8 protein-coding genes are annotated in these 13,787 nt (G+C 68.9%); 5 read left to right on the forward strand and 3 right to left on the reverse strand.

The window, feature by feature from the left end:
- Positions 1–197: 197 nt before the first annotated feature.
- The 5 genes from KALB_RS28615 to KALB_RS28635 are packed head-to-tail and all read left to right on the forward strand — an operon-like array spanning position 198 to position 8,836.
- On the forward strand, positions 198–1,742 hold the full coding sequence (locus tag KALB_RS28615; RefSeq protein ID WP_081789576.1) for a flavin monoamine oxidase family protein: 1,545 nt from the start codon (positions 198–200) through the stop codon (positions 1,740–1,742).
- Positions 1,739–4,996, forward strand: a complete 3,258-nt coding sequence (locus KALB_RS28620) for a ferritin-like domain-containing protein (RefSeq protein WP_025359114.1) — start codon at positions 1,739–1,741, stop codon at positions 4,994–4,996. Before KALB_RS28615 ends, KALB_RS28620 begins: the two co-directional genes overlap by 4 nt.
- 5 nt (positions 4,997–5,001) lie before the next feature.
- On the forward strand, positions 5,002–6,234 hold the full coding sequence (locus tag KALB_RS28625) for a cytochrome P450 (RefSeq protein WP_025359115.1): 1,233 nt from the start codon (positions 5,002–5,004) through the stop codon (positions 6,232–6,234).
- Positions 6,227–7,249: an acetylserotonin O-methyltransferase gene (locus tag KALB_RS28630; RefSeq protein WP_236650049.1), complete on the forward strand. Its 1,023-nt coding sequence runs from the start codon at positions 6,227–6,229 to the stop codon at positions 7,247–7,249. The genes KALB_RS28625 and KALB_RS28630 overlap by 8 nt, the downstream gene beginning before the upstream one ends.
- Positions 7,250–7,264: 15 nt before the next feature.
- Entirely contained in the window at positions 7,265–8,836 is a 1,572-nt protein-coding gene (locus KALB_RS28635) for an FAD-dependent monooxygenase (protein WP_025359117.1), read from the forward strand.
- A 102-nt stretch (positions 8,837–8,938) separates the two neighbouring features.
- Here KALB_RS28635 and KALB_RS28640 read toward each other — a convergent pair whose 3' ends face one another.
- From KALB_RS28640 to rhaI, 3 genes are all read right to left on the reverse strand, one after another.
- Positions 8,939–10,399 (reverse strand): rhamnulokinase, encoded by a 1,461-nt coding sequence (locus tag KALB_RS28640; RefSeq protein WP_201771835.1) that lies wholly within the window; start codon positions 10,397–10,399, stop codon positions 8,939–8,941.
- Positions 10,400–10,521: 122 nt separating this feature from the next.
- Positions 10,522–12,552, reverse strand: a complete 2,031-nt coding sequence (locus KALB_RS28645) for a bifunctional rhamnulose-1-phosphate aldolase/short-chain dehydrogenase (protein WP_025359119.1) — start codon at positions 12,550–12,552, stop codon at positions 10,522–10,524.
- Positions 12,549–13,724, reverse strand: a complete 1,176-nt coding sequence (gene rhaI / locus KALB_RS28650) for an L-rhamnose isomerase (protein ID WP_025359120.1) — start codon at positions 13,722–13,724, stop codon at positions 12,549–12,551. Before rhaI ends, KALB_RS28645 begins: the two co-directional genes overlap by 4 nt.
- Between the last annotated feature and the right edge of the window lie 63 nt (positions 13,725–13,787).

A 13,787-nucleotide genomic window follows, 5' to 3' on the forward strand; every position in this document is an offset into this window, starting at 1 on the left:
ACGTCTCACCCATCCCCGGGTTCCTGGCTGCCACCGAAGCGGTAAGCGCTTTTCGGACTTGGAATGCCCACCGCTTCTGGCCACGCTCGCCGCCACACCGGGACGTCACTGTGTTGCACACCTCTGGGGGAGGAATTTCTGATGCACACACTGACCATTCGTTTGTCAACGCAGTTGTATTGTGGGGGTATATCGCAATGCGGAACACATACGCCGAGGACTGTTCGAGAGCCCCGCAGCCGCCCGTCGGCCCGCTGGGGCCGGCGAGGGCCACCGAGGCAGGAGGCGCCAAGAGGATCACCATTCTCGGTGCCGGTCTGGCCGGCCTGGTGGCAGCCTACGAACTGGAACGGCGTGGACATCTCGTCGAGATTCTCGAGGGAAGTAGCCAGATCGGTGGCCGGATCCACACCCACCGCTTTCACTGCGGTCCCGGCGCCCCACTCGTCGAACTCGGAGCCATGCGTATTCCGGTCAAGCACCGGCGCACCATGCACTACATCAACGAACTCGGACTGGCAGACAAGATACGAGACTTCAGGACGCTGTTTTCCGAGGCAACCTCCTACTGTGCCACCAGTGCGGGCCACCTCCGCGTCCACGAGGCCGCGAAGGTCCTCGTCGCCGATTTCCGCCAGACCCTGCCCGCCCGGAAGTACAGTGACGAGGCCGTTCTGTTCGGTGCCTGGCTGACCGCGATCGGCAACGCCATCGCGCCAGCCGACTTCCGCGCGGACCTTCGCGACGACTTCAGCATCGAACTGCTCGACCTGGTCAACCGGTTCGATCTGGCCCCGTTTCTCCGGGGCAGCGCGAGGGACCAGGTAGACCTGCATGCTTTCTTCGCGCTGCACCCCGAGGTCCGCTCCGGCCGCGACGGACGCCTCACCCGTTTCCTGGACGACGTGCTCAGCGAGACGAGTTCCGAACTCGTCCGGCTCGAGGGCGGGATGGACCAGATCGTCCGACGACTCGCCGAGCGGATACAGGGCCCCATCACCTGCGGCCAGGAAGTGGTCGGCCTGGACGCCCGCGAGGACCACGTGGCGGTGGACATCCGGTACGGCGATCACGTGCGCGCCCGGCGCTGCGACTACGTGCTGTGCACCATCCCGTTCTCCGTGCTGCGCAGGCTGTGGCTCAACGGCCTCAGCGAAGCCAAGATGGCCGTGATCCGCGAAGCGCAGTACTGGTCGGCGACGAAGATCGCGTTTCTCTGCCGGGAGCCCTTCTGGGAACGCGACGGGATCACCGGGGGTGCCTCGTTCTGCGGCGGACGCCTCCGGCAGACCTACTACCCCGCCGTCGAGGGTGCCCCCGACAGTGGTGCGGCGTTGCTGGCCAGCTACACCATCGGCGCCGATGCCGACGCGCTCGGCCACCTGCCGGCGGCCGTCCGGCACGCCGTTGTTCTCCAGGAACTGAGCAAGATGCACCCGGAGGTGCTGCGCCCCGGCATGATCCTCGACGCGGTGAGCCTGACCTGGGGACGGCGCTGGTGGAGTGAGGGTGCCGCCTGCGTGCGCTGGGGGAAGGACACTGCGGCCTGCGAGGAGGAACGCCGCCTGGCGGCCTGCCCCGAGCACCGCCTGTTCTTCGCCGGAGAGCACTGTTCCTCGACCACGGCGTGGCTCGAGGGGGCGATCGAATCGGCGGTCAACGCCGTGCACGAGATCCAACTCCACGAGTCCCGGACGAAGCAGTTGAGCGGTGTCGCCGGCGCGAAGGCGGCGTGCCGATGAGCGTGTTCGACCTGCCGCGCCTGCACTTCGCGGGCACGGCGACGACCCAACTGCCGACCGGGGCACGCAACGGCCTGGTCGACCTGGCCACCAACACCGCACTGACCAAGGACGGACCGTTCCCCGTGCACCGCCCGGCTGGGGAGTACCACGAGTACCTGGACCTGCTCGGCCCGCACTTCGACGCGTCCGGCCAGGCGTCCCAGCACCGCGTGTTCACTGCCGCCAGGGGCTGGTGCTTCGGCGGTAACGGGCACTTCTCGATCGACGCGAAGATCGTCAGCGGCGAGGTCGAGGAGAACACCGTCGACCTCACGGACCCGGTGGTCGGGCGCAGCGTCGACATGTGGGGGCACTACAACCCGTACCTGGCCACCACGGTCAACCGGGCCAGGGTGTTCGATGTCGATCCCTCCTCGAACTGGACCACCGCCCTGATGGTCGGCCGGTTCTGCGTGGGCCGTGCGGGCCGCTCCCACGACGTGGGCTACCTGCTCGCCGGGGAGGTGACCGGGCTGCAACCGCCGCGGTGGCACAACTTCAACCACGTCCTGGAGGTCGGCGACCACCACCTGGCACCGCTGCTGAGGCTGTCCACCCTCTACCAGTTCGTCGTGCCCTCGGGCGCCGGGCTCACCTGGCTGGAGGAGGCCTCGGTCTCGCCGACGGTCACCCGAATGCGAGCCCTGCTCGACTCCGGTGCGGCGGACGGCCTGGTGGTCCAGTTCGGACTCAGCAACATGTCCCCACCGCGCGCGCCCGACGCACCCAGCTGCTGGCAGCTGCGCGGCACGATCGCTCCCTGGCGGGCGCACGAGGCACGCACCTATCCGGCGGGACGCCTGCTCCTGCCGCAACGGCCGGGCCTGCACACCCTCACCGTCGAGGTCACGCCCGACCAGGTCACGCTCAACATGATCAATGCGATACCAGTGACAGGTCGCGCAGGTAGCGGCAAACCTGGCCCGCTGCTGGATCTGGGCGACCTGGAGCTGCGCACCGTCGACACCGACCAGCTCGTCGCACACGTGCCCGCCGCGACCTATCTCCGCGGCGCCAGCCTGACCAGTGGCATCGTGACGGTTCCCGTTCAGAGTCCCTCGGCGGCCGATGAGCAGGCCCTGTGCCTGATGGGCACCGACTTCACCGGCGCCCGCATGATGCTGCTCCGGGAGCGGGAGATCAACCTCCAGGTCGACGACGCCTGCCTCATCCTGGAACACCCTCGACACGGCGAGGACTCCGAGCACGACATCGAAGTGCCCGTCCGGTCCTTCGTGCGCGGCCGCCCGCACGCCGTCGAAGGGGTCCACGTGCGGCAGTTCTTCAATCCCCGGGCGCTTCCACGGGACGAGGTGGCCCAATCACCCCAGGCACGACCAGAGGACGTCGAGATCGTACGCCTGCGGGCCGGGCGACTGGGTGATCCCGGAGACTGGTCCGGTACCTGCACCCTGCGCACCGACGAGGCGGGCCGCGGCTGGTTCAGCATGCGTGGCGCACGGGCGGGCACCGCCCGTGTCCTGCTCTCCGCGCACCGCGAGGACCTGCCGTGTGACCGGACCCAGCCAGGCTCCGCCGCGGCCAGCTACGACAACGACGACCTGCTCGGCTACTGGGCCGGTGCGGGGGCGCTGTCGGTGCGCGTGCTCCCGGACGACTGGCGACTGGACGAGATCGCCCAGGAGGACGTCACCTTCGACCTGGTGTACCGGGAGGTCTTCGCCTACTACGAACTCCTGTACCCCTTCATGAGGGCCGAGGTGTTCAGTCTGGCCGACCAGTTCATGGTGCGCACCTACCGCGACCTGATCTGGCAGATGTGCGACCCGCGCAACAAGACGAAGACCTACTACATGCCGTCCACACGGGACCTCTCCGAGCCGAAGGCGCGCCTGCTACTGCGATTCCTGCACGCCCAGAACGCAGTGAGCAGCGTGCCCGCGTTCGTTCCGGCGACCCGGTCGGCCACTGGGCGGATCACCACCCGCGGCGGGCTCCTGCTCGCGTTGCGCGATGCCGCGACGATCGAGCTCGCCGTGATGTTGCAGTACCTGTACGCGGCGTTCTCGGTGCCCACGCACGGTGCCGCGGCCGAGTACGTGCGCCGCGGCCAGTGGTCGATCCACCAGGCGCGGTTGGCCTGTGGTGACGGCGGCGAAACACAGGACGGCGGAATACGAGGCAGCCTGCTGGCCGTGGCACGCGAGGAAATGATCCACTTCCTGGCCGTCAACAACATCATCATGGCGATCGGGGAACCGTTCCACGTTCCGCTCGTCGATTTCGGCACCATCAACCACCAACTGGCCATTCCACTCGACCTGTCGCTGGAACCCCTCAGCCTCAGCAGTGTCCAGCGGTTCATCGCCATCGAGCAACCGGACCGGCTCGTCGACACAGTCGAGCACAGTGCCCTCACGCGGCCAGGAACCAGCACGGACAACCGCTACGGCTCACTGAGCGAGCTGTACGCGGACATCCGCGACGGCCTGCACCGCGTCCCGGACCTGTTCATGGTGCGCAAGGGGCGCGGCGGAGGGGAACACCACCTCTTCCTCCGGGAGTCGATCAACACGGTCCACCCCGACTACCAACTCGAGGTCGACGACCTCGCCAGTGCCCTGTTCGCCATCGACGTCATCACCGAACAGGGCGAGGGAAACGTGCTCACCCCGGCCAATCCCGATCCCACCGAGAGGTCCCACTTCGACACCTTCCAGCACATGGCCGAACTCCTCGTGACCGAACAGGTCACGGGCTGGGGTGGCCGACGCACACCGTGGCCGGCCTACCCGATGCTGCGCAACCCCACCCTGCAGGAGGGAAACCCGGTGCGGCAACTGGTCGTCGACCCCTCGGCGGCACAGGTCGTGCGACTGTTCGACCGGTCCTACTTCATGGCGCTCCAGCTGATGGTCCAGCACTTCGGCCAGCAGCCGGATGCCAGCCTGCGGCGCTCGGCACTGATGAACAGGGCCATCGACGTCATGGCCGGGGTCATGCGACCGCTGGGCGAGTTGCTGGCGACCCTGCCCTCCGGGCGACCGGGAGCGACCGCCGGGCCATCGTTCGAGCTGGAGTCCCCGCCCGGGCACCTGTCCCGGCCGGACGTGGCGCGGCGGGCCATCGCACTGCGCTTCCGGCACCTCGCGCTGGCCGCCCACAAGTGCGAGATCGTCCCCGCCAGCGTGGCGGAAACCCTCGACTACCTGACCAGCTTCTTCCACACCTCCGAAACGAGCGGCACATGAGCGCCATGACCAGACAGGCTCCGCGACGGTTCGACCTGAGAGGCTGGTCGGCCGAGGACCTCGCCAACCCCTACCCGATTTACCGTCACTATCGCGAAACCGATCCGGTCCACCTCGGTCCGGCGAACGCCAGCGGAACCAACACCTGGTTCGCCTTCCGCTACGACGACGTCACGAGCGTGCTGTCCAACCGGTGCTTCGGGCGCGGCGACACCCAGTTCTCCTCGGTCGTGCCAACGGAATGCGCCGCCCTGCGCAGGATCGTCTCGAACTGGCTGGTCTTCCTGGATCCACCACGCCACACCCGCCTGCGTTCCCTGCTCACCAGAGAGTTCTCGCCCCAGGTCGTGACCACACTGCGACCACGCGTGGCGGCGATCGCACGAGAACTCGTCACCGCCATGGCGAGCAGCCCGACGGTCGACCTGGTCGCGGACTTCGCGGCTCCCCTGCCGATCCTCGTCATCTGCGAACTGCTGGGGGTGCCCCGGCAGGATCGCATCTGGCTCCGGAAGCAGGCCATGTCGCTCCAGCAGGCCAGTTCGGGGCGGTCCGGTAACTACGCCGAGGCGGAGACGGCAGCCTGCGAACTCTCCGACTACTTCCGGCGGGAAGTACAGCGGCGCCGGCGCGAACCTCGCGAGGATCTGATCGCCTTGTTGGTGCGGGCCAAGGATCGGGGCGGGTCACTGACCGATGACGAACTCATCGCCACCTGCGTACACCTGCTCACCGCCGGCCACGAGACGACAACGAACCTCATCAGCAAGTCGGTGCTCGCGCTGCTGAGGACGCCGGAGGTACTCGGGGAGCTGCGCGCCAACCCCGAACTCATGCCTGTCGCGGTGGACGAACTCATCCGCTACGACCCCCCGGTACAGATGGTGACCCGCTGGGCCCAGCGCGACCAGGTGCTGCGTGGACGGTCCATCCACCGGGGCGAGAAGCTGGTGCTCGTACTCGGCTCGGCGAACCGCGATCCGCTGCTCTGTCCCGATCCCGATGTCGTGCGGCTGGACCGGCGGCCGAACCGGCACTGCGGCTTCGGCATCGGCATCCACCACTGTCTGGGCTCCGCGCTGGCACGGGCGGAGACCGAGATCGGACTCAACGAGCTGTTCCGGCAGCTTCCCGGGCTCCACCTGACCGACGAACCGGTCCAGTTCGCCCCGGACGTGGTCTTCCACGGCCCGGAACGACTCACGCTCACCACCTGTGCAGGGGGATCTGATGCATGACATCGACCAGCAGCAGCGCACCGACCACGCCTTCCAGCTCCTGCGGCTGTCCGAGGGGTTCGGCCCGGCCCGAGCCCTCCAGCTCGCCGCCGAGATCGGGGTCGCGGACCTGCTCGGTGACGGGCCACGCGACACCAAGGATCTCGCGGGCGCGACCTCGACTCACCCTGACGCCCTGTACCGGCTGCTGCGGGCGCTCGCCGGTGTCGGCGTGTTCACCGAGGTCGAACCGGCCCGGTTCGCACTGACACCGGTCGGCGACCGACTGCGGGCGGACCACTCGCAGTCGTTGCGGTCATGGGTGCTCTTCCAGGCGCTGTTCAACGGGGTCTACGCCGAGGCCGGGTACAGCCTGCGAACGGGCAGCGCGACCGTTCCACAGGTCTTCGGCGAGTCGCTGTTCGACCACCTGCGGACCCATCCCGAGCACGGTGCGATCTTCAACGCCGCGATGGGCGAGCACAGCCGTGTGATGGGCCAGGCACTGGCCGGTTCCTGCGACCTCTCCGCAGCGCGCCAGATCGTCGATGTCGGTGGCGGAAACGGTGCCTTCCTCAGCGCGATCCTGCACGCCAACCCCGCAACCACCGGCGTGGTCTACGACCAGCCGCATCTCGCCGACGCGGCCAACGAACTGCTGGCCGCCAACGGACTGGCCGAGCGCTGCACCTTCCTCGGCGGCGACTTCCTCTGGTCGGTCCCCGCAGGCGGTGACGTCTACCTGCTGAAGGGGATCCTGCACAACTGGCCCGACGAGCAGGTCCTGACCATCCTGCGCAACTGCCGCCGGGCACTGGACACGCGGAGTCGGCTCCTGCTCGTCGACTGGGTGGTGCCCAGCGGGGACACGCCCCACCCGAGCAAGTTCGTCGATCTCGCCGTGCTTTTCGTCTACGGGGGACGCGAACGCACAAAGGACGAGTACGTCACTCTCCTCGCCGAGGCTGGACTGCGGTTGACCCGTGTCCTCGATACCGAGTCAGCGCTGAACGTGCTCGAGGTCGTTCCCGTCTGAGCAGGGAGGTCGAACATGGAACACGCCGCTGACGTGCTCGTGATCGGTGCGGGGCCGGTGGGCCTGACTCTCGCGAACGCCCTGCGGCGCCTGTCCGTGCGGGTGCGGATCGTGGACAGGGCGCCGGGCACCAACCGGGAACCTCGGGCCGATGTGATCTTTCCCCGGGCTGGCGAGGCGCTCGGCGCGCTGGGCGTCGGCGAGACGATCCGGCGGCATTCCTACCAGATGCGCGGCGCGGAGTTCTACGGCGACGGGCGTCACCTGGGTTCCTTCGTGACCGGGCGGTTCGACTCGGACTACCCGTGCGCGATGACCATCGAGCAGAACGACATCGAGCGGTTGCTCGCCGAGGAGCTGGCAGAGCGCGAGGTGAACGTCGAGTGGCGGACCGAGGCGACGGGGATGCGCCAGGACGCGGACCACGTCGAGGTGACGTTGCGGCTGCCCGATGGCAGCAGCCAGGTGGCCACCGCGCCGTGGGTGGTCGCCTGCGACGGCAACCGCAGTGCGGTCCGCGAGTGGCTCGGCATCCCCTTCGAGGGCAAGCGTCGCGCCAACCTTCAGGTGATCCAGGGCAATGTCGTGCCGTCCTGGCCCCTGTCCGACCGGCCGGGCCACGGCTACATCTTCCTCGCCGGGCGGTGCACGGTGATCGCCTTCCCCACGCCGGGTCCCGGGTACCGCATCTTCTGCGTCCGCGACGACCCGGAACCAGCGCACACGGAACCGCCCACGCTGACGGAGTTGCGTGACCTGGTGGCGGCCACCGCGGACATCCCGGAGCTGCGGCTCACCGTGGTGGAACCGGTCTGGCTGAGCAGAGGGCGCTTCTCCGACCGCCTCGCCGCCGCGTTCCGGCACGGCCGGGTGCTGCTGGCTGGCGACGCCGCGCACGCCTGGGCGCCCATCGGCGGGCACGGGATGAACGTGGGCATGCTCGGCGCCCACAACCTCGCCTGGAAACTCGCCGCGGTGCACTGCGGTCAGGCGGCCGAGATCCTGCTGGACTCCTACGACACCGAGCAGCGAGCACTCGCTCAGGGGGTGATCCGCGACATGAGGCTCAACATCATGGAGACGCTCCTGCCGGAGCCGCTACACCGGGTGCGAACCGCCCTGCTGAAGGCCGCGCTGCCGTGGCCGGGCTGCCAGCGGCGGGTGGAGTGGCTGATGAGCGACTTCGGCAGGAACCACCGTGGGAGCCCGCTGTCGTGGCAACTGCCGCTCCTGCCCGGTCGCGGGCCGCAGGCCGGCGATCGGATGCCGGACGTCCTCGTCATCCCCGCTGCCGGTGGGCCACCTGTTCGCCTGCACCAGCTCCTCGGGTACGACCGCTGGACGCTGCTGGTGGCCGCTGCCCGAGCCGACGCCGGCACCCTGCACCGGCTTCGGCAGGACTGCGCGCACTCCCCGGCTCCCATCGACGTCCTGCCCGTCCTCGCGGCAGATCGGGATCCCACCCGGCACCTGGGTCGCGTGCACGATCTCAAGCTGATTCGGCCGGACGGGTATGTCGGGCTGTCCGCCCCGATCGACCGCGTCGAGGCCCTCCGCACCTACCTCGCCAGGTTCCTCTCGCCCTGAGGCCGTGGCCACCGCCCAAATTGCGCCGCTGGGCCGTCGCTTACTTGACGGCCCAGCGGACGCAGTGCACACGTCCTCGCTGGGCTATGCGGTACCGCGCCCTCATCCGACACGTCCCGGTGCCAGCCGTGCTTCCGCAGCGGCCCAGTCGTCCGTGCCCGACGGCTGGTAGGTCCGCAACGGCTGGGTCTGCCGAACCAACGCTCGCATCGCGGCGAGGTCGGGCAGATCCGCGCCCAGTGTCCGTGCCTGGACCAGCACGTTCCCCAGGGCAGCCGCCTCGACAGGCCCCGCCAGCACCGGCACGCCACAAGCGTCGGCGGTCAACTGGCACAGCAGCTGGTTGCGTGTGCCGCCTCCGACGAGGTGGACGAAGTCCACGGTCTTGCCCGCCAGTTCAGCAGCCTGCCGAACAGTCCGCCGGTAGGCCAACGCCAGGCTGTCCACAACGCATCGAACCGTCTCGGCGGCGCTTTCCGGTGGGCGCTGTCCTGTCTGCTCGCACGCGGCCCTGATGCGCGCGGGCATGTCCCCGGGCGGTAGGAAAGCGGGCGCATCGATGTCCACGACCGCGCGCAAGGGCTGAACCTCGGCGGCAGCCGTGAGAACCTCGGCCAGGTCGACGTGGTGGCCTCGCGCATCCCAGGTCCGGAGGGTCTCGGTCAGCACCCACAGACCCATCACGTTGCGCAGGAAGCGGATCGTGCCGTCGACCCCGGTCTCGTTGGTGAAGTTGGCAGCCATCGCGGCATCACTGAGCTCGGGCGCGTCCAGCTCGAGCCCGACGAGCGACCACGTGCCCGAGGAGATGTACGCGAAGTTCGCACCCGACTCGGCAGGCACGGCAACGACGGCGGATGCGGTGTCGTGCGAACCCACGGCCACCACAGGAACCTCCGGCATGCCCAGCTCAGCGGCGAGGTCGGGGAGCAGCGTGCCGATGCGCTCCCCTGGATCCCGCAGCGGTGGCAACAACCGGACCGGGATGCCGACCTGTTCGGCCAGCCCGATCGCCCAGGCCTGAGCGCGCACGTCGTAGAGCTGGGTCGTGGAGGCGTTGGTGCGTTCGGCGCCGATCCGACCGGTCAGCCAGTACGCCAGCAGGTCCGGGATCATCAGCATGGTCTCGGCCGAGTCCAGCCGCTCCCGGTCGGAGATCAGCTGGTACAGGGTGTTGAACGGGAGTTGCTGCAACCCGGTGATGTCGAACAGCTTCCGCGCTGGCACCCTCCGGATCAGGCTCTCCAGCACGCCGTCCGTGCGGGAGTCCCGGTAGTGCACCGGATTGCCCAGCAGCGCGCCGTGGGCGTCGAGCAGCCCGTAGTCCACCGCCCACGAGTCGATCCCGATCCCGTCCAGGTCCCCCACGGCCCGCAAGCCCGTCAAGGTCTCCCGGTAGATCCCCAGGACGTCCCAGTGCAGGGTGGAACCGTTGCGGTGCCCGATCCGGACGGCACCGTTGGCGAACCGCCGCACCTCCTCGATCTCCAACTGCCCGGGGCCCACGGACCCGACGATGACGCGCCCGCTGGAAGCACCAAGATCGACCGCTGCCAGCCGCATCAGAGCCGCACCACCTCTAGCTCCAGCCCGAGCAGGTCGGCGACCAGGCCGATGCGGGCCCTGCGCGGGGTGATCCCCTCCAGACCAGGCTCCGGGGTGTCGATCATGCTCTCTCTCCTGCGTCAGCGAAGGAAAGCGGCTGCGACACCCGCGTCCACGGGCACGTGCAGACCGGTCGTGTGGGTCAGATCGCCGCCGGTCAGTGCGAACACCGCCGCGGCGACGTGCTCGGGCAGCACCTCACGCTTGAGGATCGTGCGCTGGGCGTAGAACTCGCCCAGCTTCTCCTCGGGCACGCCGTACACGGCAGCGCGCTGCGCGCCCCAGCCACCCGCGAAGATCCCCGAGCCGCGCACGACGCCGTCCGGGTTGACCCCGTTGACGCGGATACCGTGCGCGCCGAGTTCGGCGGCCAGCAGCCGGACCTGGTGGGCCTGGTCGGCCTTGGCGGCGCCGTAGGCGAGGTTGTTGGGCCCGGCGAACACCGAGTTCTTCGACGAAACGTAGACGATGTCGCCGCCGATCCCTTGCGCCACCATGGCCCTGGCCGCCGCCTGGGACACCAGGAAGGAGCCCTTGGCCATGACGTTGTGCTGCACGTCCCAGTCCTCCTCACTGGTCTCCAGCAGCGGCTTGGAGATCGACAACCCGGCGTTGTTCACCACCAGGTCGATACCGCCGAACGCCAGTACGGTCGCGTCCACAGCGGCCTGGACGGCGGCGGCATCGGTGACGTCGGCGATCACCGAGATGGCCTTGTCCGTCGTGCCGATGCCCTTGGCGACCTCGGCCGCGGTGTCGGCGTTGAGGTCGGCGACGGCCACGCAGGCGCCTTCGGCCGCGAGGCGTTCGGCGATGGCCCTGCCGATGCCCGAACCGGCGCCAGTCACCAGCGCGATCCGGCCCGCCAGCGGCTTGGCCTTGGGCATCCGCTGGAGTTTGGCCTCTTCCAGGGACCAGTACTCGATCCGGAACTTCTCGCTTTCCGGGATCGGAGCGTAGGTCGACACCGCTTCGGCGCCGCGCATGACGTTGATGGCGTTGACGTAGAACTCGCCCGCGACCCGAGCAGTCTGCTTGTCCTTGCCGAACGAGAACATGCCCACGCCCGGCACGAGTACGATGGCCGGGTCCGCGCCGCGCATGGCCGGGCTGTCGGGCGTGGCGTGCCGCTGGTAGTAGGCCGCGTAGTCCGTGCGGTAGGCCGAGTGCAGCTCCTTCAGCCGGGCGACGACCTCTTCGATGGGCGCGGACGCGGGCAGGTCGACCACGAGCGGCCGGACCTTGGTGCGCAGGAAGTGGTCCGGGCAGGACGTACCCAGCGCGGCCAGGAGCTTCAGCTTCTCGCGGGACAGGAACTCCAGCACGACACCGGAGTCGTCGTAGTGCCCAACCTGTCGCTGATCCGTCGATGCCAGACCACGGATGACCGGCGCCAGCACGGCAGCGCGCGCGTGCCGCTCCACCTCGGGCAACGCCTGGAACCCGGGAACGACCGCGCCGAACGGCTCAGCGGAACCTCTTTGCGCCAGGAACTCCTCCGCACTGCGGATGATCTCCAGGGAGTTGCGCCGACATTCCTCGGACGTGTCACCCCAAGCGGTGATCCCGTGCCCACCCAGGATCACGCCGATCGCCCGCGGGTTGGCCCTCCTGACCGCCGCGATGTCCAGGCCCAGCTGGAAACCTGGCCGCCGCCAGTCGACCCACGCGACCCTGTCGCCGAAGCACTGCTCAGTCAGCCTCCGGCCGTCGGCAGCCGTGGCCAACGCGATCCCCGAGTCCGGGTGCAGGTGGTCGACGTGCGCTGCGTCGACCAGGCCGTGCATCGCGGTGTCGATCGACGGCGCCGCTCCGCCCCGGCCGTGCAGGCAGTAGTCGAACGCCGCGACCATCTCGTCCTCGCGGTCCACGCCCGGGTAGACCTCGACGAGGGCACGCAGCCGGTCCAGCCGCAGCACCGCCAGGCCGGACTCGGTCAGCGTGCCCAGGTCCCCGCCAGACCCCTTCACCCACAACAGTTCCGTCGGCTCCGCGGTCACGGGGTCCACCGCGGTCCCCTTGGCCGAGGTGTTGCCGCCGGCGTAGTTGGTGTTGCGCGGATCAGCGCCCAGCGCGTTGCTCCGTGCGACGAGTTCAGCCGGAATGCTCATGCTCCCCACCCCGCCTGCCGGCCCTCGGCCCGCTCGGCTTCGATCTGCTGCTGGTATCCGCTGCGGTGGTAGGCCGCGATCGGGTCCGGGTCGAGGCCGTCCTCCGCACGCAGTTCGGCCAGCAACGGCCGCACATCGGTGTTGTAGGCGTCCATCAGCACCGCGTTGGCCTCCAGGACCTTGCCCTCCTGCTGGGCCTCGCGCAGTGCGTCCCGGTCGACCAGCAGGGCCTTGGCCGTGGCCTCCTGCACGTTCATCACCGACCGAATGATCGCCGGGATCTTGGCCTCGATGTTGTGGCACTGGTCGAGCATGAAGTTGATGCCGTACGCCGGGTCCAGCGCGTCCGCCCGGACGATCTCGTTCATGATCCGGAACAGCTGGAACGGGTCGGCCGCGCCCACCATGAGGTCGTCGTCGGCGTAGAACCGGGAGTTGAAGTCGAACGCGCCCAGTTTGTTCTGCCGCAACAGGAACGCCACGATGAACTCGATGTTGGTGCCCTGGGCGTGGTGCCCGGTGTCGATGCACACCGTCGCCCTCTCACCCAGTTCCACGCAGTGCGCGTAGGACGTGCCCCAGTCGGGCAGGTCGGTGACGTAGAACGCGGGCTCGAACAGCTTGTACTCCAACAGGATCCGCTGGTCCTCGCCGAGTCGGTCGTAGGTCTGCCGCAGCGCGGCCGCCAGCCGGTCCTGCCGGTCGCGGATGTCGTCCTGGCCGGGGTAGTTGATCCCGTCGGAGAACCACAGCTTCAGGTCCCGCGACCCGGTCAGGTCCATGATCGAGATCGCTTCGAGGAGGTGGTCGGTGGCCTTGCGGCGGATCACCGGATCCGGGTTGGTGACCGACCCGAGCCTGTAGTCGTTGTCCTGGAACACGTTGGTGTTGATCGCACCGATCGCCACCCCGAGGCCGCGAGCGTACCGAGCGAGCGCGCCGTAGTCCTCGACCTTGTCCCAAGGGATGTGCAACGCGACGCTCGGGGCGGCGCCGGTGAACCGGTGCACGGTCGCGGCGTCCGCGATCTTCTCCTCCGGGCTGCGCGGCACCCCGGCCTGGGGGAACACCTTGAACCGGGTACCGGAGTTGGCGTAGCCCCACGAGGGAGTCTCGATCCGCTGCGCCCGCAGTGCTGCCTTCACCTGGGCGAGGTCAGGCAAGTCGATCACATCCTTCCGCGGAGGGCCCGGCCATCCGCCCCGGCTTGACCTGGCGACACAAGCAGTACCTGC

The sequence above is a fragment of the Kutzneria viridogrisea DSM 43870 genome, assembly GCF_000525635.1.
Taxonomy (GTDB): Bacteria; Actinomycetota; Actinomycetes; order Mycobacteriales; family Pseudonocardiaceae; genus Kutzneria; species Kutzneria viridogrisea.